The 17,575-nt window shown below is 66.3% G+C and carries 21 protein-coding genes; 7 read left to right on the plus strand and 14 right to left on the minus strand.

Annotated features, from left to right (window positions below):
* Window positions 1-28: 28 nt before the first annotated feature.
* The 6 genes from panC to ABEA07_RS11560 all read right to left on the minus strand — a co-directional run bounded on the left by panC (window position 29) and on the right by ABEA07_RS11560 (window position 5,152).
* Window positions 29-877 carry a pantoate--beta-alanine ligase gene (gene panC / locus ABEA07_RS11535; protein WP_345537944.1) on the minus strand — a complete coding sequence of 283 codons (849 nt, stop codon included), beginning with the start codon at window positions 875-877 and terminating at the stop codon, window positions 29-31.
* A 7-nt stretch (window positions 878-884) separates the two neighbouring features.
* Entirely contained in the window at window positions 885-1,769 is an 885-nt protein-coding gene (panB, locus tag ABEA07_RS11540) for a 3-methyl-2-oxobutanoate hydroxymethyltransferase (RefSeq protein WP_345537945.1), read from the minus strand.
* 119 nt (window positions 1,770-1,888) lie between these two features.
* Window positions 1,889-2,290, minus strand: coding sequence for an aspartate 1-decarboxylase (gene panD / locus ABEA07_RS11545; protein WP_345537946.1), 402 nt, complete (start codon window positions 2,288-2,290; stop codon window positions 1,889-1,891).
* 134 nt (window positions 2,291-2,424) lie between these two features.
* Window positions 2,425-4,008 (minus strand): L-aspartate oxidase, encoded by a 1,584-nt coding sequence (gene nadB / locus ABEA07_RS11550; protein WP_345537948.1) that lies wholly within the window; start codon window positions 4,006-4,008, stop codon window positions 2,425-2,427.
* A gap of 31 nt (window positions 4,009-4,039) precedes the next feature.
* The gene (locus ABEA07_RS11555) at window positions 4,040-4,837 is read right to left on the minus strand and encodes a segregation and condensation protein A (RefSeq protein ID WP_345538137.1); all 798 of its coding nucleotides are present in this window, start codon (window positions 4,835-4,837) and stop codon (window positions 4,040-4,042) included.
* 108 nt (window positions 4,838-4,945) lie between these two features.
* Window positions 4,946-5,152 (minus strand): DUF3460 family protein, encoded by a 207-nt coding sequence (locus tag ABEA07_RS11560; RefSeq protein WP_345537949.1) that lies wholly within the window; start codon window positions 5,150-5,152, stop codon window positions 4,946-4,948.
* A 136-nt stretch (window positions 5,153-5,288) separates the two neighbouring features.
* On the opposite strand from ABEA07_RS11560, the gene ABEA07_RS11565 reads away from it, so the two are divergent.
* Window positions 5,289-5,957 (plus strand): hypothetical protein, encoded by a 669-nt coding sequence (locus ABEA07_RS11565; protein ID WP_345538138.1) that lies wholly within the window; start codon window positions 5,289-5,291, stop codon window positions 5,955-5,957.
* Between the two features lie 41 nt (window positions 5,958-5,998).
* Window positions 5,999-6,514, plus strand: coding sequence for an outer membrane protein assembly factor BamE (locus ABEA07_RS11570; RefSeq protein WP_345537950.1), 516 nt, complete (start codon window positions 5,999-6,001; stop codon window positions 6,512-6,514).
* 73 nt (window positions 6,515-6,587) lie between these two features.
* Here ABEA07_RS11570 and ABEA07_RS11575 read toward each other — a convergent pair whose 3' ends face one another.
* Together ABEA07_RS11575 and ABEA07_RS11580 are read right to left on the minus strand one after the other, a co-directional pair.
* Window positions 6,588-7,742 (minus strand): GNAT family N-acetyltransferase, encoded by a 1,155-nt coding sequence (locus ABEA07_RS11575; protein ID WP_425584124.1) that lies wholly within the window; start codon window positions 7,740-7,742, stop codon window positions 6,588-6,590.
* A gap of 4 nt (window positions 7,743-7,746) precedes the next feature.
* Window positions 7,747-8,616, minus strand: coding sequence for a DMT family transporter (locus ABEA07_RS11580; protein ID WP_345537953.1), 870 nt, complete (start codon window positions 8,614-8,616; stop codon window positions 7,747-7,749).
* Window positions 8,617-8,903: 287 nt separating this feature from the next.
* Here ABEA07_RS11580 and ABEA07_RS11585 point away from each other — a divergent pair, with 287 nt between their 5' ends.
* On the plus strand, window positions 8,904-9,242 hold the full coding sequence (locus ABEA07_RS11585; protein ID WP_345537954.1) for a P-II family nitrogen regulator: 339 nt from the start codon (window positions 8,904-8,906) through the stop codon (window positions 9,240-9,242).
* Between the two features lie 7 nt (window positions 9,243-9,249).
* On the opposite strand, the gene ABEA07_RS11590 is transcribed toward ABEA07_RS11585, so the two are convergent.
* The 6 genes from ABEA07_RS11590 to ABEA07_RS11615 form a co-directional block, all read right to left on the minus strand.
* Window positions 9,250-9,840 carry an LOG family protein gene (locus ABEA07_RS11590; RefSeq protein ID WP_345537955.1) on the minus strand — a complete coding sequence of 197 codons (591 nt, stop codon included), beginning with the start codon at window positions 9,838-9,840 and terminating at the stop codon, window positions 9,250-9,252.
* A 42-nt stretch (window positions 9,841-9,882) separates the two neighbouring features.
* Window positions 9,883-10,278, minus strand: a complete 396-nt coding sequence (locus tag ABEA07_RS11595) for a diacylglycerol kinase (protein WP_345537956.1) — start codon at window positions 10,276-10,278, stop codon at window positions 9,883-9,885.
* Window positions 10,275-10,736, minus strand: coding sequence for an RDD family protein (locus ABEA07_RS11600; RefSeq protein WP_425584125.1), 462 nt, complete (start codon window positions 10,734-10,736; stop codon window positions 10,275-10,277). Before ABEA07_RS11600 ends, ABEA07_RS11595 begins: the two co-directional genes overlap by 4 nt.
* 120 nt (window positions 10,737-10,856) lie before the next feature.
* Complete coding sequence (locus tag ABEA07_RS11605; RefSeq protein ID WP_345537959.1) at window positions 10,857-11,567, minus strand: DUF3106 domain-containing protein; 711 nt, start codon at window positions 11,565-11,567, stop codon at window positions 10,857-10,859.
* Window positions 11,568-11,665: 98 nt separating this feature from the next.
* On the minus strand, window positions 11,666-12,088 hold the full coding sequence (locus ABEA07_RS11610; RefSeq protein ID WP_345537960.1) for a DUF3619 family protein: 423 nt from the start codon (window positions 12,086-12,088) through the stop codon (window positions 11,666-11,668).
* On the minus strand, window positions 12,085-12,651 hold the full coding sequence (locus tag ABEA07_RS11615) for an RNA polymerase sigma factor (RefSeq protein WP_345538139.1): 567 nt from the start codon (window positions 12,649-12,651) through the stop codon (window positions 12,085-12,087). The genes ABEA07_RS11610 and ABEA07_RS11615 overlap by 4 nt, the downstream gene beginning before the upstream one ends.
* A 285-nt stretch (window positions 12,652-12,936) precedes the next feature.
* Here ABEA07_RS11615 and ABEA07_RS11620 point away from each other — a divergent pair, with 285 nt between their 5' ends.
* The 4 genes from ABEA07_RS11620 to pssA all read left to right on the plus strand — a co-directional run bounded on the left by ABEA07_RS11620 (window position 12,937) and on the right by pssA (window position 17,461).
* On the plus strand, window positions 12,937-14,712 hold the full coding sequence (locus tag ABEA07_RS11620; RefSeq protein ID WP_345537961.1) for an acetolactate synthase 3 catalytic subunit: 1,776 nt from the start codon (window positions 12,937-12,939) through the stop codon (window positions 14,710-14,712).
* A 139-nt stretch (window positions 14,713-14,851) separates the two neighbouring features.
* Window positions 14,852-15,343 carry an acetolactate synthase small subunit gene (gene ilvN, locus ABEA07_RS11625; RefSeq protein ID WP_345537962.1) on the plus strand — a complete coding sequence of 164 codons (492 nt, stop codon included), beginning with the start codon at window positions 14,852-14,854 and terminating at the stop codon, window positions 15,341-15,343.
* A 107-nt stretch (window positions 15,344-15,450) separates the two neighbouring features.
* Window positions 15,451-16,467, plus strand: coding sequence for a ketol-acid reductoisomerase (gene ilvC / locus ABEA07_RS11630; RefSeq protein WP_345537963.1), 1,017 nt, complete (start codon window positions 15,451-15,453; stop codon window positions 16,465-16,467).
* Window positions 16,468-16,636: 169 nt separating this feature from the next.
* Window positions 16,637-17,461, plus strand: coding sequence for a CDP-diacylglycerol--serine O-phosphatidyltransferase (gene pssA, locus ABEA07_RS11635; RefSeq protein WP_345537965.1), 825 nt, complete (start codon window positions 16,637-16,639; stop codon window positions 17,459-17,461).
* Window positions 17,462-17,575: the final 114 nt, after the last annotated feature.

The following is a 17,575-nucleotide window of genomic DNA, read 5'->3' on the forward strand; positions in this document are numbered from 1 at the left end:
TGGCCAAGCGGACGGCGCCACGCCTGCGTCAGGGCTGGGCGCCGGGCGGCGGATCGATCTCCAGGTTGTCGATGAGCCGAGTGGCGCCCAGGCGTGCCGCTCCCAGCGCCACCAGCGCGTCTCCGGGCGCCGGCGGCTGCAGGTCGCTGCGCCGGCGCAGCACCAGGTAGTCCGGGTGCCAGCCGCGCGCCCTCAGCACGCGCATGGCGCGCGACTCGATGGCAGCCAGATCGCGCTCTCCCTCGCGCACCGCCTGGGCCATGGCCTGCAGCGTCTTGGACAACTGCACCGCTTCCGCACGCTCGGTCTCGCCGAGGTAGCCGTTGCGGGAGGACAGCGCCAGGCCATCCGGCGCACGCCGAGTCTTGCCGCCCACCACCTCGATCGGCAGCGCGAACTGGCGCACCATGTGGCGGATCATCAGGAGTTGCTGGTAGTCCTTCATGCCGAACACCGCGAACCGGGGCTGCACGCAGTTGAAGAGTTTCATCACGACCGTGCAGACGCCGACGAAGAAGCCGGGGCGGAAGTGGCCTTCGAGAATGTCGGCCAGCGTCGGGTCCGGGTGCACCTTGCAGGTCTGCGGCTCGGGATAAAGCGCCTTCTCGTCGGGTGCGAACAGCACGTCGCAGCCGACCGAGCGCAGCTTCTCGCAGTCGCTGTCCCAGGTGCGCGGGTAGGTGTCGAAGTCCTCGTGCGGCAGGAACTGGAGGCGGTTGACGAAGATGCTGGCGACCGTGACGTCGCCCAGGGGCTTGGCTTCGCGAAGCAGCGCCAGGTGGCCGTCGTGCAGGTTGCCCATGGTGGGCACGAAGGCCGGGCGGTGGTGCTGGCCGAGAATGTCGCGCAGTTCGGGGATGGTGCGGGCGGTGTGCATGGGGTCCTTACCAGGCGTGCAGCGAGTCGTCGGGGAAGTTGCCGCCCTTCACGGCGCGCACGTAGGCCGCCATGGCCTGTGCGATGCCGCCGGCATCCTCCATGAAGTTGCGAACGAACTTGGGCATGCGTCCGAGGTTCACGCCCAGCATGTCATGCAGCACCAGCACCTGGCCGGCGGTCCCGCGGCCTGCGCCGATGCCGATGGTGGCGCAGCGCGCCAGCTCGCCCGTGAGTGCGTGCGCGAGGGCGGCCGGCACCATCTCGAGCACCATCATCGCAGCGCCGGCATCCTGCAGTGCCAGCGCCTGTTCGCGCAGCAGCGCTGCGGCGGCATCTCCCTTGCCCTGGATGCGATAGCCGCCCAACGCATGCACGGTCTGCGGCGTCAGGCCCAGGTGGGCGCACACCGGGATGCCGCGCTCCACCAGGAAGCGCACGGTTTCGGTGGTCCACCCGCCGCCTTCCAGCTTGACCATGTGGGCGCCGGCCTGCATCAGCACCGAGGCGCTGCGCAGCGCCTGCTCGCGCGATTCCTGGTAGCTGCCGAAGGGCAGGTCGGCGATCAGCCAGGCCGTGCCCTGCACGCGGCGCAGTCCGCGGAACACGCTCTCGGTGTGGTAGCGCATGGTTTCCAGCGTCACGCCCACGGTGCTGTGCAGGCCTTGGCAGACCATGCCCACCGAGTCGCCGACGAGCAGGCATTCGACGCCGGCCGCATCGGCCATGGCAGCAAAAGTGGCGTCGTAGGCGGTGAGCATGGTGATTTTCTCGCCGCGCGCATGCATGTCGGCCAGGCGCGGCAGGCTCAGAGGCTTGCGCTGCGCGGGCGTCGAGGCTGGCGGCAGGGTGCCGTAAGGCGTGGCCGCGCTGGCGGCCAGTGAAGGGGACATGGTGTGGCTTTCTCCAGGGGAGGGGGCGGCTGCGTGCCGCCGATGACCGTCGGGCGCCGCGCGGCGCTTGGCTCAGGCGCTGTGAAGAAAATCCGGGCGCGGCGGGTTCGTTCAGTTCTTCAGGCCAGCGCGGATTCGCGCTCGGCGGCCTGCACCGGGATATGTGCGCGCTCTTCCCTGATGCGGTTGGCGTCGTCGACGAACACCAGCTTCGGCTCGTAGCCGCGGACCTGATCCTCGGCCACCAGGCCGAAGGCGGCGATGATGACCAGGTCTCCGACGCAGGCGCGTCGGGCGGCCGAGCCGTTGAGCGAGATGATGCCGCTGCCGCGCTGGCCGCGGATCGCGTAGGTCACGAAGCGCTCGCCGTTGTTGATGTTCCAGACGTGGATCTGCTCGTTCTCCGCCAGGTTGGCGGCCTCCAGCAGGTCTTCGTCGATCGCGCAGGAGCCTTCATAGTGCAGCTCGCAATCGGTAACGACGGCGCGGTGGATCTTGGACTTGAGCAGGGTTCGGAACATGGGGGCAGGCGGCAATCTGTGGGGAAGACAAGGCTGCGCTGCACCGCTGGCGCGGCGCAGGCCACGAAAGACCGCCGGATGCTAGTGGAGAACCCGCGGAAGAAAAATCTCGGGCCGGAACTTTGTACCCGGTTTCAGACGGGCGGTACCAGGATCGTCGGTGCCGCCGGCGCCGCCAGGGCCGGGTAGTCGCGGCTGAAATGCAGGCCTCGGCTCTCGCGCCGGGCCTGGGCCGAGCGCACGATCAGATCGGCCACCTGCACCAGGTTGCGCAGTTCCAGCAGGTCTCGGCTCACGTGGAAGTGCGCGTAGAACTCGTGGATCTCGCGCTCCAGCAACGCAATGCGATGCGCCGCGCGCTCCAGGCGCTTGTTGGTGCGCACGATGCCCACGTAGTCCCACATGAAGCGGCGCAGCTCGTCCCAGTTGTGCGAGATGACCACCGTCTCGTCGGCATCGGTGACACGGCTGTCGTCCCAGGCCGGCAGGTCGATGAGATCGCCGCGCGGCGCCTGCGCGATAGACCGGGCGGCGGCGCGCGCGAACACCATGCACTCGAGCAGCGAATTGCTGGCCAGGCGGTTCGCGCCGTGCAGGCCCGTGCAGGCGGTTTCGCCGATCGCATAGAGGCCCGGCACGTCGGTGCGTCCGGCCAGGTCGGTGAGCACGCCGCCGCAGGTGTAGTGCGCAGCCGGCACCACCGGGATCGGCTCGCGCGTGATGTCGATGCCCAGCTCGGCGCAGCGCGCCAGGATGTTGGGAAAGTGCTCGCGCAGGAACTCCGGGCTCTGGTGCGAGATGTCGAGGTGCACGCAGTCCAGGCCATGGCGCTTCATCTCGAAATCGATGGCGCGGGCCACCACGTCGCGCGGCGCCAGCTCGGCGCGCGCGTCGTGCGACGGCATGAAGCGGATGCCGCCGGCGGCGGCGGGGAGCTTGAGCAGGCCGCCTTCGCCCCGCACCGCCTCGCTGATCAGGAAGGACTTGGCGTGCGGGTGGTACAAGCAGGTCGGGTGGAACTGGATGAACTCCATGTTCGCCACCCGGCAGCCGGCGCGCCAGGCCGCGGCGATGCCGTCGCCGGTGGCCGTGTCGGGGTTGGTGGTGTAGAGGTACACCTTGCCCGCACCGCCGGTGGCCAGGATGGTGTGGGGCGCGCGGAAAGTCAGTACCTCGTCGGTCAGCTCGTCCAGCGCATAGAGACCCTGGCAGGCGGGGTCCTTCAGGCCCCGCTTGCGGCCGGTGATCAGGTCCACCAGCGTGTGCTGTTCGAACAACGTGATGTTCGGCGTGCCGCGTACCGTGTCGATCAGCGTGTGCTGCACGGCAGCGCCGGTGGCGTCGGTGGCATGCACGATGCGGCGCTGGCTGTGGCCGCCCTCGCGCGTGAGGTGCAGCTCGCCGTTCTCCAGCGAGAAGGGCACCCCCAGCTCGCGAAGCCAGGCGATGGCGCCGGGTGCGTGCTCCACCACGAAGCGGGTGGCCGCGAGGTCGCACAGGCCGGCGCCGGCGACCAGGGTGTCGTCCACATGGGATTCGAGACTGTCCTCCTCGCCGAGCACCGCGGCGATGCCGCCCTGCGCCCATTGGCTCGCGCCGTCGGACAGTGAGCGCTTCGTGATCACCGCCACGCGGTGGGTGGGTGCCAGGTGCAGCGCGGCGCTGAGGCCGGCCAGCCCGCTCCCGACGATGAGAACGTCGAAATCGAGAAATGCCATGGAAGGAATGAACGGGCTCGGAGGGTCGAGTTCAGGTGGGTGAGTACGCCAGCCGCACGTAAATAGGCGCGAAGGCTTCGGCCTGCGTGATCTCGATCAGCGTTTCCTTCGCCAGCTCCAGCATGGCGATGAAGGTGACCACCATCACAGGCGCGCCGCGGCCGATATCGAACAGCTTCTCGAATTCGACGAACTGCCGGCCCTGCAACTGGCGCAGCACGATGCTCATATGTTCGCGCACGCTGAGCTCCTCGCGCGAGATCTTGTGGTGCTGCACGAGCTTGGCGCGCTTGAGGATGTCGGCCCAGGCTTCGCGCAGGTCGACCACGTTCACGTCGGGGAAGCGTGGCTTGAGGGACTGCTCGATGTAGACCTGCGCCTTGTGAAAGTCACGCCCGGCCTGCGGCAGGTTGCTGAGGGCCGCGGCCTGCAGCTTGGCCTGCTCGTACTCGAGCAGGCGGCGCACCAGCTCGGCGCGCGGGTCCTCGACCTCCTCGCCGTCGGCCGACTTCTTGGGCGGCAGCAACATGCGCGACTTGATCTCGATCAGCATCGCGGCCATGAGCAGGTATTCCGCCGCGAGCTCGAGGTTGGTCTGGCGCACCTGGTCGACATAGGCGAGGTACTGCCGCGTCAAGCCCGCCATCGGGATGTCCAGGATGTTGAAGTTCTGCTTGCGGATCAGGTAAAGCAGCAGGTCCAGCGGCCCTTCGAAGGCCTCCAGGAAGACCTGCAGCGCCTCGGGCGGGATGTACAGGTCGTTCGGCAGCGCGAACAGCGGCTCGCCGTAGAGCCGGGCGAGGGCGACCTGGTCGATCACCTCGGGCATGGGCCCGATCGGCGGCGCGTCCTCGTCCACGACGATGTCGGGATCGGCGGTGCCGGCCGCTTCGACCTTGGCGGTGTCCCGATGGCTCGTGACGGGCCGGATCGGCACTTATTTCACTTTGGTCTGGTAGACGTAGGCTTGCTGCTGCACCCGTGCCTGGCGGTACTCTTCCTGGGCGCTGCGGTCCAGGTGCTTGTCCCACAGCAGGCCGCGGCCGGCGCGCTGCTCGGCTTCGAGCGTCGGCTTCTTCTGTTTCATCTCTTCGATGAAGTTGGTGATTTCGGAGGTGTAGTGGGGGCGGGCGAAGAGGGACATGGCTGCTGGGACCTTTTGGGGCGGAATTTTACCGGCGCCGCATTCTGCATCCTGGCACCCGTGGATTCCTTCTTGTTGGTGAAGCTCCGCCGCGCTAGCGTAGGGGCCCACGAAACAGACAAGAAAGGACATGCCCATGCGCCGTTATTCGTTGTATCTCGTCTCCGCCGCTGCAGCCGTGGCCGCTCTGGCCGCCTGCGGCAGCATGACCGGTTCGTCGCAGAACAAGATGAGTTTCTTCCTGACCAGCACGAACCCGGGGAAGGGAGCCGATTTCGGCGGGCTCGCCGGCGCTGACCGCTATTGCCAGACGCTGGCCTCGAACGTCGGCGCCGGTGGCAAGACCTGGCGCGCCTACCTCAGCAGCAGCGCCGTGGCCGGCAGCCCCGCGGTGAATGCGCGTGACCGCATCGGCAAGGGGCCCTGGGTCAACGCCAAGGGCGAGCAGGTCGCCGGCAGCGTCGACGACTTGCACAGCGCCAACAACAAGCTGACCAAGCAGACCGCGCTGACCGAGAAGGGCACGATCATCAGCGGCCGTGGCGACCCGGTGAACCTTCACGACGTCCTGACAGGCTCCACGCCGGACGGCCGCGCCATCAGCGACGGCAAGGACAACACGTGCGGCAACTGGACCAAGAGCGGCGAGGGCTCGGCCATCGTGGGCCACCACGACCGCACGGGACTCGACGACAGCGCGCCGGCGAAGTCATGGAATTCTTCCCATGCCACGCGGGGATGCGGGCTCGACGCGCTCAAGACCACGGGCGGCGGTGGCCTCCTGTACTGTTTCGCTCAGAACTGAGCGCATAGACTGGGGCCTTGAATTGACACCCAGGGGGGCCATTGAAATCCGGAAGAAAAGCAGGAGTCTGGCGCCGCACTGCCGCGGCAGCACTGGCCGCGGCGCTCGCGCTGTCCGCGTGTGATCCGAAGCGCATCGGCGAACTGGAGGAGGGCGTCTCCACCGAGGCCGATGTGCGCGCGCGATTCGGCGAGCCGGAAAACGTCTGGGACTCGCCCGCCGGCCAGGTGTTCGAGTACAACCGTCAGCCGGAGGGCCAGAAGAACTACATGATCACCATCGGCCCCGACGGCAAGATGGCCGCGCTGCGCCAGGTGCTCACGCCGGAGAACTTCGCGAAGGTCCGGCCCGGCATGGCCATGGAAGATCTGCGCAAACTGCTGGGCAAGCCGGCGCGGCGCACGCCCTATCCGTTGAAGAACCAGACCGAATGGGAGTGGCGCTGGGTTCAGCCGCCCAATTCGGCGATGGTGTTCGTGGTCACCCTCAACGACGACCAGCGCGTGGTGAATGCGGCCTCGATGGCGGATCGGCGGGCGGAGGCGAACGCGAATTGAACTAAGCCGCGCGCGCGACCGGGTCCACGCTGCATCTCAAAGAGCGGCGGACCTGTGGCGTGCAGTTGAACATTCAGCCGGGATGACGGAAGGGGCTGCGCCCCTCCAGGTGGTCGAGGTAACTGTCGATGCCCTCGTCCTCGCGCTCGAGAAAGCGCTCCACCGCGTCGGCAAAGGCGGGATGGGCCATCCAGTGAGCGCTGGTCGTCCTGACCGGCATCAGGGCCCGGGCCATCTTGTGTTCGCCCTGGGCGCCGCCTTCGAAGCGCTGCACGCCTTGCTCTATGCACCAGGCCAGGGGCTGGTAGTAACAGGCCTCGAAGTGCAGGCAGTCCACGCGCTCCAGCGCGCCCCAGTAGCGGCCGTAGGCGACCGAGGCATCGGCGGACAAGGCGATCAGGCTGCTGGCCATGGGCTTGCCACCGCGCTCCGCCACGAAGAGCAGCCAGGCCTCGGGCATGTCATGCGCCATGCGGCTGAAGAACTCGGGCCTGAGGTAGGGCGGGTTGCCGTGCTCACGGTAGGTGCGGGCGTAACAGCGGTAGAAGAAATCCCAGTCGACCTCGGCGATGTCGGCGCCGCGAGACCAGCGGAAGCGCACACCTGCGTAATGCACCTTGCGGCGTTCCTGGCGGATCTTCTTGCGCTTGTCGTGGGAGAGGCTGGCGAGGAAGGCGTCGAAGTCCTTCCATTGCGCGTTCTGCCAGTGGAACTGCACGGTGTGCCGAAGCATCAGGCCGGCATCCGCGCAGGCGGCGATGTCCTCGTCGGCGCCGAACAGCAGGTGCAGCGACGAGAGCGCCTCTTCCTTGCACCAGGCGATCAGCGCCTGCAGGAGCAGCGAGCGGCTGTCGGCGTCGCGTGCGAGCAGGCGGGTGCCTGGCACCGGGGTGAAAGGCACGGCCACCACGGCCTTCGGGTAGTAGGTCAGCCCGTGCTGCTGGTAGGCATTGGCCCAGGCCCAATCGAACACGTACTCGCCGTAGGAATGGGCTTTGAGGTACACCGGACAGGCGGCGAGCAAGGCTTGCCCGCCCCACAGCGTCAGGAAGCGCGGCCCCCAGCCGGTGTCGGGCGCGGCACTGTCGCTTTGTTCGAGCGCCTGCAGATAGGCGTGGCGCATGAAGGGGGACGGCGCGGACTGGACGGCCAGCAGGCCGTCCCAAGCGGCCGCGTCGATCTCGGAAATGCTGCCGTGGATGCGGATGACGGAGGCGCTCAAGAAGATCTCTTCAGCGGCCGCGCGGGGCCATGGTTTCGGCGATGTAGATCCCGCCCAGCACCAGAGCCAGGGCCACCGCGTGGTATAGCGACAGCGCCTCGCCGAGCACCAGCACCGCCAGCAACGGGCCGAAAATCGGCACCAGGTTGAGGAAGACGCCGGCGCGCGCCGGCCCGATCAGGCCGACCGCGTGGATGAAGGTGATCTGCGAAACGAAGGAGGGCAGCAGCCCGACGAACAGGACCAGCGCCCAGCCCTTCGCGCTGGGCATGAAGAAGTCGCCCATGGCGATCTCCGCCATCAGAAGCGGTGCCGAAGTCAGGCAGGCGATAGCCGCGGTCGCCGCGAAGAAGACGATGGCCGGCACCTCGGGCCGGCGGCGCAGGCCCAGCGCGTAGGCGGCATAGAGCAGGGACGCGACGATCATCCAGACGTCACCGACGTTGAAGGCCAACTGCGCCAGCCGCTCCGGATGGCCGCCCGACGCCACCACCACGATGCCGGCCAGCGTCAGCGCCACGCCGACCAGTTGCAGCCCGCCGACGCGGGTGCGAAAGAAGAACACGCTGCCCACCAGCACCAGCACCGGAATGGTGCCCTGGATGATCGCGATGTTGATGGCCGTCGTGTGATGCGCCGCAGCGTAGAACAGGGCGTTGAAGCCGGTGAAGCCCAGCATCCCCATCAGCGCGATGAAGCGCCAGGCGGGAAGCAGGGTGCGCCAATGGAGGGCGATCTGCTGGCGCGCGCACAGACCCAGGGCAAGACAGCAGACGCCCCAGCGTGCGAAGGTCAGCATCATGGGCGACACCTCGCCCACCGCGAGCCGGGCCGCCACCGCGTTCGCGCCCCAGATCAGCGTGGTGAATACGAGCAGCACGTAGGCTTGGTTATGAAGCCAAGGCAGGAAGGAGGCGAAGAGCCCGGGAGAGGAGGAGCCTGAGCGCATGGAGCGCCGAGGGTATCAGCCCTCGCGCTGGTGCGCCGGGACGGGTCGGCCAAGCCATTGTCTGGCAAGGCGAATGACATAATCGTTCCCGCCGCGAGCCTGGCACGCAACATGCTGGACGGGATTCACATCGTGGACTTCGGGTGCACCGGCTCTGCGTCTGCCGGTTCGCGCTACCCTATCAGCCAGTTCAACGACACCGCCGGAAGAAAGACCGTATGAAGCAAATCACCGCCATCGTCAAACCGTTCAAGCTCGACGACGTGCGCGAAGCGCTGGCCGAGGTTGGCGTCACCGGGCTTACCGTCACGGAGGTCAAGGGCTTCGGCCGGCAGAAGGGGCATACGGAGCTCTACCGCGGCGCCGAATACGTGGTCGATTTCCTGCCAAAGATGAAAGTCGAGGTGGTCGTCAACGAGGCCGACGTCGATCGCTGCGTTGACGCCATCGTCGGTGCCGCGCGTACCGGCAAGATTGGCGACGGCAAGATCTTCGTGACCAACGTCGAACGCGTGGTGCGCATTCGCACCGGCGAAGAAGACGAACAGGCCGTCTGAGGCCGGCTCAGAGCACTTCGGCGAGCATGTCGCCGCGTGGGTGGCGGCCGGCTTCCTCCATCAGCGAAGCCAGCAGGGGCTCCACGTCTTTCCCCGCGCGGATCAGGCCCATCTGCCACTCTCCCATGAAGCCCTCGCGCACGCTGTGGGCGAGGAAGTCCAGCAGTCCCGCGTAGTAGCCCCCCGTGTCGAGTATGCCTACGGGCTTGTCGTGGTAGCCGAGCTGGCGCCAGGTCCAGATCTCGAAGAGCTCCTCGAAGGTGCCGATGCCGCCCGGCAAGGCGACGAAGGCGTCGGCGCGTTCGCCCATCATGGCCTTGCGCTCGTGCATGGTGTCGACCACGTGCAGCTCGTCGCACAGCGGATTGGCCAGCTCCTTGTCGACCAGGGCCTTCGGAATGATGCCGACCACGCGCCCGCCTGACAGGCGGGTGGCCTCGGCGACCGTGCCCATGAGGCCGGTGCGGCCGCCACCGTAGACGAGCTGGCCGCCGCGCTCGCCGATCCATCGGCCCACCCCCTGGGCGGCGGCGGAGAATTCGGGCCGCTCGCCCGTGCGGGAGCCGCAATAAACGCAAATCGAAAAAGTTGGAGTCATACCGCGATCATGCCGCCATCGAATGACAGGCGGCTGGCATGCTCATCCGGCGAAGCGGTGCCACAGGGCAGCGGTCCAGACGCCGCAGCACAGGAGCAGAGAGCTCAGCACGGCGGCGCTGCCCAGGTCCTTGGCGCTCTTGGAAAGGGGATGCCATTCCGGGCCAATCCGGTTGATGGTGGCCTCGATGGCGGTGTTGATGAGCTCGACGATCATCACCAGCACGACCATCGCCATCAAGAATGCCACCTCGACCCAGCTGCGCCCCACCCAGAGGGAGGCCGGTAGCATGACGATGGCGCATAGCGCCTCCTGGCGGAACGCGGTCTCGCGCCAGGCGGCGCGGAAGCCATCCAGGGAGATCAGGGCTGCATGCCAGACGCGGGCCAGGCCGCGCCGGGCCTTCTGGGGGTTGACGGGGTCGTGGACGGTACTCATCGACGGCTGAGTGGCTTGGAGGCGATCAGGCGGGTGCCCGCCCAGGCGTCGTGCCAGAACTGGCGCTCGGGATGGAAGCGCGACAGCAGCGCCCAGACGATCACCCAGCCGATGATGAGCACCGCGGATTCGCCGCCGGCGAGCTTGAAGGGCGCGATGCCGGCCAGCGGCGGCAGGAACCAGATCCAGGACAGCAGGTAACGCAGCAGCGCGCGGCCCTGGCTCACCGGCCGGCCGAAGCGGTCGACCACCCGCAGGCCCCAGGTCTTCATGGCCAGGGTCTGCCCCTTCGACCAGAACCAGACGAAATAGACGCCGAACACAACGAAGAGAAAAGCCTGCAGCAAGTGCCGGCGGGAATCCATCGCGTCGCGCATCTGGCCCAAGGTGCTGAATAGCCAGCCTGCCACGAAGACCACCGCGAACAGCAGCATGCCTTCGTAGAGCCAGCAGGCCATGCGCCGCCACAGGCCGGGTGCGACGAGGGTGATGGGAGCGGCAGGGACAGAGGAGTCAGGCAGCACGGTGGCGCGGGCGCCGGCGCTGTCGGGGGAACGGGATGCCATCGGCAGCTTGTATCACGGTGCGACGCTGGGCTGGTCGGAACTGCGTACGGAGGGGTCGGCGGCAGCAGAGGGTGCAGGAACCTGGGCCTCTGCCGTGACGGGGGCTGCGGAGGGGGCGGGCGCGGCCGGTGCTGCGACGGGAACCGCCGCCGGCAGGCGGATGACCGCCGGGGTGGGTGTGGGTGGCGCCAATTGGATCCGCGGGGTGTGGCCCCCATCCGCTGTCAGAGCCGGCAGCGGGACGAGTTTCTGCGCCGGGACCGGGCGAATCGTTGCGGCAGCGCCGGGCCGGGGCTTCGCGCGCGCAGCCAGCTCGCGCTTTTCTTCCTCGCTGAGGGCCTGGTAAGCCTCCCATTTCGCCTTCCGCTCGTCGGCCGGCACCTGCTTGACCTCGGCGAAGTTCAATCGGGCCCGGCTTCGCTCCTGATTGCTCAGTTGGGCCCACTCCGTCATGCGGCTGTGAAGGACTTGCTGCTCGTCCGGGGACATCGAGGCAAAGTTGCGCGACAGCGCCAGCCACTTGCGCTTGTGAGGTTCGGTCAGTGCATCCCAATGGGGGGCGAGCGGCAGGAGGGCACGTTGCTGCCGGGCACTCAGGTCGCGCCATAGCGGTCTGGAGGCGACCGGCTTCGCCACCGGCCTCGATGCGGCCGGGTCTGCGCTGCGGGTCTGCGCGTCCGCCGGCATGGACGTCGCTGCTGCCAGCGCCAACACCACGGCCACGCCCACGCCTGTCACTGCCGGACGGAGGCGCAGCACGTAGGAGGGCGGCGCGTTGGCGCTGAATTGGAAAGGTGGCGGCATGCGGAGCGGACGGAAGATCAGCGTTGTGAAGCGCTCTCGGCCTTCAGAAACTGGACGAAGCCCGGATCCGTGTAGGCCGCAGGCGGAAGGTCGTCGGTGAGCAGCGCGGCGTCGACTTCCGCCAGCTCGGTGGCCCGGTTGTCTTCCTGCAGAGCGCTGATCACCAGCAGGCCCGCCACCAGCGCGATCAGGGGGATCACGGAGCCGATGCGGGTCCACCAGCCGCTCAGCGCCGCTGTGTTGCCGTTTTGCAGCACGGCGGGTGCGCTCTGCAGCACCCGCACCACCTTGCGGCGCGCCAGCGCCTGTTCACGGGCAGCGCGAAGGCGCTCGGCGATGTCATGCGGCAGGTCCTGGGTGCCCTGCGTCAGCCGCGCAGCCGCCCGGCGGGCGAACCGCTCCTCGATCGCGGCGGAGGTGGTCGAAAGCGTTGAGTTCATAGCGAAATTCCCTTGGCCTTGAGTGCCTTGCTCAGGGCATGCACGGCGCGCGAACAGTGGGTCTTGACGCTGCCCTCGGAACAGCCCATTGCGGCAGCCGTCTCGGCGACGTCCATTTCTTCCCAGTAACGCAGCAAAAACGCCTCGCGTTGACGAGTCGGAAGGGCGGCGATTTGTTCCTCGATCTCGTGAAAAATCTGGGTGCGCCGTGTGCTGTCTTCGGCGCTTTCGCTTTCGCGGGTATCGGACTCGGCCGTGAAATGCTCGAGCAGGTCGAATTCGCCGTCTTCCCCGGACGCCTCGATGTCGCTCATGTTGGAAAAAAGCGCCCGACGGGTCTTCTGCCGGCGGAACCAGTCCAGGGTGCAGTTCGAGAGGATGCGCTGGAACAGCAGCGGTAGTTCGTTGGGCGGCTTGTCGCCGTAGTGTTCGGCCAGCTTCATCATGCTGTCCTGCACGATGTCGAGGGCCGCCTCCTCGTCCCGCACGTGGTAGACCGTGCGCTTGAAAGCCCGCCGCTCGGCGCCCTTCAGGAAGTCGGAAAGTTCTTGTTCAGTGGCCAAGCGGGATCCGGCGCAAGCGGCGCGCCGTGTGGAAAAGTGTCTCGGGGACGGGCTGATTTTTTCGCCGCGGATTATGCCTGCCGCCCGTTTCAAGTGCCTTCGATGGCGGCGCGGCGCGCTTCCGATGTCATAATCCGCCCTGCAAGTCAAAAGGCAAACGGGTCACGGTCCGGCGGTTCGACAAGTCCGCCCATGGCTTTGGCCTCAAGTTTCGACGCGGCTTCACAAGAGCTGGCGAAGAAGCACCGAAGGTTTTTCGTTCCCGAAAAAACGCAAAGGTTGATCATGGAAATGTCCAAGGCGGAACTTGCTTCCGCAGCAGCCGTCACTGGCAGTCAAACACAGGAACTCATGGGCGCCGAGGTGCTGGTCAAGGCACTGCAGGCAGAAGGCGTCCAGTACGTCTGGGGTTACCCCGGCGGCGCGGTTCTCTATATTTACGACGCGTTCTACAAGCAGGACACAATTCAGCACGTGCTGGTGCGCCACGAACAGGCTGCCGTGCATGCTGCCGACGGCTATGCGCGCGCCACGGGCGAGGTCGGTGTGGCGCTGGTCACCTCCGGCCCGGGCCTGACCAACGCCGTCACAGGTATTGCGACCGCTTACATGGACAGCATCCCGATGGTGATCATCTCGGGCCAGGTCCCGACGGCCGCCATCGGGCTCGATGCCTTCCAGGAATGCGACACCGTGGGCATCACCCGGCCCATCGTCAAGCACAACTTCCTCGTCAAGGATCCCAAGGATCTCGCCATGACGATGAAGAAGGCCTTCCACGTCGCGCGCAGCGGCCGGCCCGGCCCGGTGGTGGTGGATGTGCCCAAGGACGTGTCGTTCAAGAAGGTTACTTACAGCGGCTACCCCGACAAGGTCGAGATGCGCTCGTACAACCCGGTACGCAAGGGTCATGGCGGGCAGATCCGCAAGGCGCTGCAACTGCTGCTGTCGGCCAAGCGCCCTTACATCTACACCGGCGGCGGCGTGCTGCTCGGCAACGCGACGAACGAACTGCGCACGCTGGTGGACATGCTCGGCTATCCGGTCACGAACACCCTGATGGGCTTGGGCGCCTACCCGGCCACCGATCGCAAATTCTTGGGCATGCTGGGCATGCACGGCACGATCGAGGCCAACAACGCGATGCAGAGCTGCGACGTGCTGCTGGCGGTAGGCGCGCGCTTCGACGACCGCGTGATCGGCAACCCTAAGCATTTCGCGCAGAACGAACGCAAGATCATCCACATCGACATCGACCCCTCGAGCATCTCGAAGCGGGTGAAGGTCGACATCCCGATCGTCGGTGACGTCAAGGAAGTGCTGGCCGAGTTGATCTCGATGATCAAGGAAAGCCCGTTGCGTCCCGATGCAGCTGCGCTCGGCAGCTGGTGGGACACCATCGAGGGCTGGCGTTCCAAAGACTGCCTCCATTACGACCGCGGCAACAAGGATGTGATCAAGCCGCAGTTCGTCGTCGAGACCCTGTGGAACATGACCAAGGGCACAGATACCTACATCACCTCGGATGTGGGCCAGCACCAGATGTGGGCTGCGCAGTACTACCGCTTTGACGAGCCGCGGCGCTGGATCAACTCCGGCGGACTGGGCACCATGGGCGTGGGCATCCCGTATGCGATGGGCATCAAGCTGGCGAAGCCCGAGTCGGAGGTCTTCTGTGTCACGGGCGAGGGTTCCGTGCAGATGTGCATCCAGGAGCTGTCCACCTGCCTGCAGTACAACACGCCGATCAAGATCATCTCGCTGAACAACCGCTATCTCGGCATGGTGCGACAGTGGCAGGAGATCGAGTACTCCGGCCGCTACAGCCACAGCTACATGGATGCGTTGCCCAACTTCGTGAAGCTTGCCGAGGCCTATGGCCACGTCGGCATGCTGATCGAGCGCCCGCAGGATGTGGAGCCCGCGTTGCGCGAGGCTCGCAAGCTGAAGGACCGTACCGTGTTCATGGATTTCCGCACCGATCCCACCGAGAACGTGTTCCCGATGGTCAAGGCGGGCATGGGCATCACCGAGATGCTTCTCGGTTCCGAGGATCTGTAAAAGGAAACGGCGGAGCCGGCCCGCACCCGCGGGAGGGCTCGATTCGATCAACTCATACCGCGGATGAATCTATCGTCCGCCGAGCCCGTGCATTACCGTGCACGGGGGAGGGCGGCGAAAAGAGGAATCCCTCGCAGACATGAAACACATCATTGCCGTGCTGCTCGAGAACGAGCCCGGTGCACTCTCCCGCGTCGTGGGCCTCTTTTCCGCCCGCGGCTACAACATCGAATCCCTTACCGTGGCGCCCACGGAGGATCCCAGCCTCTCGCGCATGACCATCGTCACGGCCGGCTCGGACGACGTGATCGAGCAGATCACGAAGCACCTCAACCGCCTGATCGAGGTCGTCAAGGTCGTCGACCTGACCGAGGGCGCCTACACCGAGCGCGAGCTCATGATGGTGAAGGTGCGCGCGGTCGGCAAGGAGCGCGAGGAGATGATGCGCATGGCCGAGATCTTCCGCGGCCGCATCATCGACGTAACCGACAAGAGCTACACGATCGAACTCACCGGTGACCACGGCAAGAACGATGCCTTTCTCGAGGCCATCGACCGCGGCGCCATCATGGAGACCGTGCGCACCGGCGCCAGCGGCATCGGCCGCGGCGAGCGCATTCTGCGCGTCTGACCGTTTGGCTGCCTGACTGCGCGACCGGCCCCCGCGTCGGTCAGGCAGGTCGCTAGAGTGTCTCACTACCCATCACACATCACCGAATCTACGAAGGAGCAAGCACCATGAAGGTCTACTACGACAAGGACGCCGATCTGAGCCTGATCAAAGGCAAGACCGTGGCAATCATCGGCTACGGCAGCCAGGGCCATGCGCACGCGCAGAACCTCAACGACAGCGGCGTGAAGGTCGTCGTCGGGCTGCGCAAGGGCGGCGCGTCCTGGCCCAAGGTCGAGAAGGCCGGGCTCAAGGTCGCCGAAGTGGCCGAAGCCGTGAAGGCGGCTGACGTCGTCATGATCCTGTTGCCCGACGAGCAGATCGCCAACGTCTACAAGAACGACGTGGCCCCGAATATCAAGGAAGGCGCCTCGCTCGCGTTCGCGCACGGCTTCAACGTGCACTATGGCTTCGTGCAGCCGCGCGCCGACCTCGACGTGTGGATGGTGGCGCCCAAGGCGCCCGGCCACACCGTTCGCAGCACCTACACCCAGGGTGGCGGCGTGCCTCACCTGATCGCGGTGCATGCCGACAAGAGCGGCAAGGCGCGTGATCTGGCACTGTCCTACGCGGCCGCCAACGGGGGCGGCAAGGCCGGCATCATCGAGACCAACTTCCGCGAAGAGACGGAGACCGATCTGTTCGGCGAGCAGGCCGTGCTGTGCGGCGGCACCGTGGAACTGATCAAGGCAGGCTTCGAGACGCTGGTGGAAGCCGGCTATGCGCCCGAAATGGCGTATTTCGAGTGTCTGCATGAGCTCAAGCTGATCGTCGACCTGATCTATGAAGGCGGCATCGCCAACATGAACTACTCGATCTCCAACAATGCGGAGTTCGGTGAGTACGTGAGCGGCCCGCGTATCGTCAATGCCGAGTCGAAGAAGATCATGAAGCAGGTGCTCGAAGACATCCAGACCGGTGAATACGCCAAGCGCTTCGTGCTGGAGAACGCCGCCGGCGCACCCACGCTGCTGAGCCGCAGGCGCCTCACCGCCGAGCACCAGATCGAGGTGGTGGGCGAGAAGCTGCGCGCGATGATGCCCTGGATCAAGAAGAACAAGCTGGTCGACCAGACCCGGAACTGAAGCCTTCCGGCTTTTCACTTCGCTTCGCTGCGTGTAGCTCTCCAGGGGGAGGCGCGGCTTGCCTGGGGTGGCTCGACGGGGGCCGCCACTCCCTTGCAGAGGGCCATCGAAACGGTGGCCCTTTTTCATGTAAGGCTGCCCAGGCGGCTGGAATACACTGCGCCGATCCATGCATGACGACACGCTCCCCGACGATGCGGCGCCGCGAAAGCGCCGAAAGGGCATCTATATCCTGCCCAACCTGTTCACGTTAGCCGCGCTGTTCGGCGGTTTCTACTCGGTCGTGATGGCCATGAACGGGCGTTTTGATCTGGCAGCGCTGGGTGTCTTCGCGGCCATGATCCTCGACAGCCTGGACGGGCGCGTGGCGCGCCTGACCAACACGCAGAGTGCCTTCGGCGAGCAGATGGATTCACTGTCCGACATGGTGTCCTTCGGCGCGGCGCCGGCGCTGATCGCCTACGAATGGTCGCTCAAGGGGCTGGGCCGCTGGGGCTGGATCGCGGCCTTCGTCTACTGCGCCTGTGCGGCGCTGCGTCTGGCGCGCTTCAACGTCAATACCGGCGTGGTCGACAAGCGCTGGTTCCAGGGCCTGCCTTCGCCTGCAGCGGCGGCGCTGGTGGCGGGCTTCGTCTGGCTCATGACGGAGTGGGGCAAGCGCGGCGGTGAGGTGCTCTACCTCTCGTGGCACCAGATCACCTGGATCACTTTCGGCTTCACGCTGTACGCGGGCCTGACGATGGTGACCAACGCGCCGTTTTACAGCTTCAAGGACGTGCAAGTGAAGAAGAGCGTGCCCTTCGCTGTGATCGTGCTGATCGCTCTGGCCATCGCGGTGATCAACATCCATCCGCCGACGGTGCTGTTCGGCGTGTTCGTCGCCTATGGGTTGAGCGGTTACGTGGTCTATATCTGGCGCAAGGCCAAGGGCCAGCACGTGAGCGTGATCAGCATCTCGACCGAGGAGCCCGACGAGCGCGGCCTGCACAAGTGATTCGGCCTGTGCTACATTTGCCGCTCCCATGAAGAAGATTTCGCTGGCCCTACTAGTTCTCCCCTACGGGCGGAGAAGGTAGCGCGCGCAAGCGAATCCATCCAACGGCCCGTT

The organism is Variovorax defluvii (assembly GCF_039541515.1).
In the GTDB taxonomy this organism is placed as follows: domain Bacteria; phylum Pseudomonadota; class Gammaproteobacteria; order Burkholderiales; family Burkholderiaceae_C; genus Variovorax; species Variovorax defluvii.

Bases quoted from the DNA above. Each gene is read 5' to 3' on its own strand.
- panC (WP_345537944.1), bottom strand. From the start codon at position 877: ATGCACACCGCCCGCACCATCCCCGAACTGCGCGACATTCTCGGCCAG.
- panB (WP_345537945.1), bottom strand. From the start codon at position 1,769: ATGTCCCCTTCACTGGCCGCCAGCGCGGCCACGCCTTACGGCACCCTG.
- panD (WP_345537946.1), bottom strand. From the start codon at position 2,290: ATGTTCCGAACCCTGCTCAAGTCCAAGATCCACCGCGCCGTCGTTACC.
- nadB (WP_345537948.1), bottom strand. From the start codon at position 4,008: ATGGCATTTCTCGATTTCGACGTTCTCATCGTCGGGAGCGGGCTGGCC.
- ABEA07_RS11555 (WP_345538137.1), bottom strand. From the start codon at position 4,837: ATGCCCGAGGTGATCGACCAGGTCGCCCTCGCCCGGCTCTACGGCGAG.
- ABEA07_RS11560 (WP_345537949.1), bottom strand. From the start codon at position 5,152: ATGTCCCTCTTCGCCCGCCCCCACTACACCTCCGAAATCACCAACTTC.
- ABEA07_RS11565 (WP_345538138.1), top strand. From the start codon at position 5,289: ATGCGCCGTTATTCGTTGTATCTCGTCTCCGCCGCTGCAGCCGTGGCC.
- ABEA07_RS11585 (WP_345537954.1), top strand. From the start codon at position 8,904: ATGAAGCAAATCACCGCCATCGTCAAACCGTTCAAGCTCGACGACGTG.
- ABEA07_RS11590 (WP_345537955.1), bottom strand. From the start codon at position 9,840: ATGACTCCAACTTTTTCGATTTGCGTTTATTGCGGCTCCCGCACGGGC.
- ABEA07_RS11595 (WP_345537956.1), bottom strand. From the start codon at position 10,278: ATGAGTACCGTCCACGACCCCGTCAACCCCCAGAAGGCCCGGCGCGGC.
- ABEA07_RS11600 (WP_425584125.1), bottom strand. From the start codon at position 10,736: ATGGCCTGCTGGCTCTACGAAGGCATGCTGCTGTTCGCGGTGGTCTTC.
- ABEA07_RS11610 (WP_345537960.1), bottom strand. From the start codon at position 12,088: ATGAACTCAACGCTTTCGACCACCTCCGCCGCGATCGAGGAGCGGTTC.
- ABEA07_RS11620 (WP_345537961.1), top strand. From the start codon at position 12,937: ATGGAAATGTCCAAGGCGGAACTTGCTTCCGCAGCAGCCGTCACTGGC.
- ilvN (WP_345537962.1), top strand. From the start codon at position 14,852: ATGAAACACATCATTGCCGTGCTGCTCGAGAACGAGCCCGGTGCACTC.
- ilvC (WP_345537963.1), top strand. From the start codon at position 15,451: ATGAAGGTCTACTACGACAAGGACGCCGATCTGAGCCTGATCAAAGGC.
- pssA (WP_345537965.1), top strand. From the start codon at position 16,637: ATGCATGACGACACGCTCCCCGACGATGCGGCGCCGCGAAAGCGCCGA.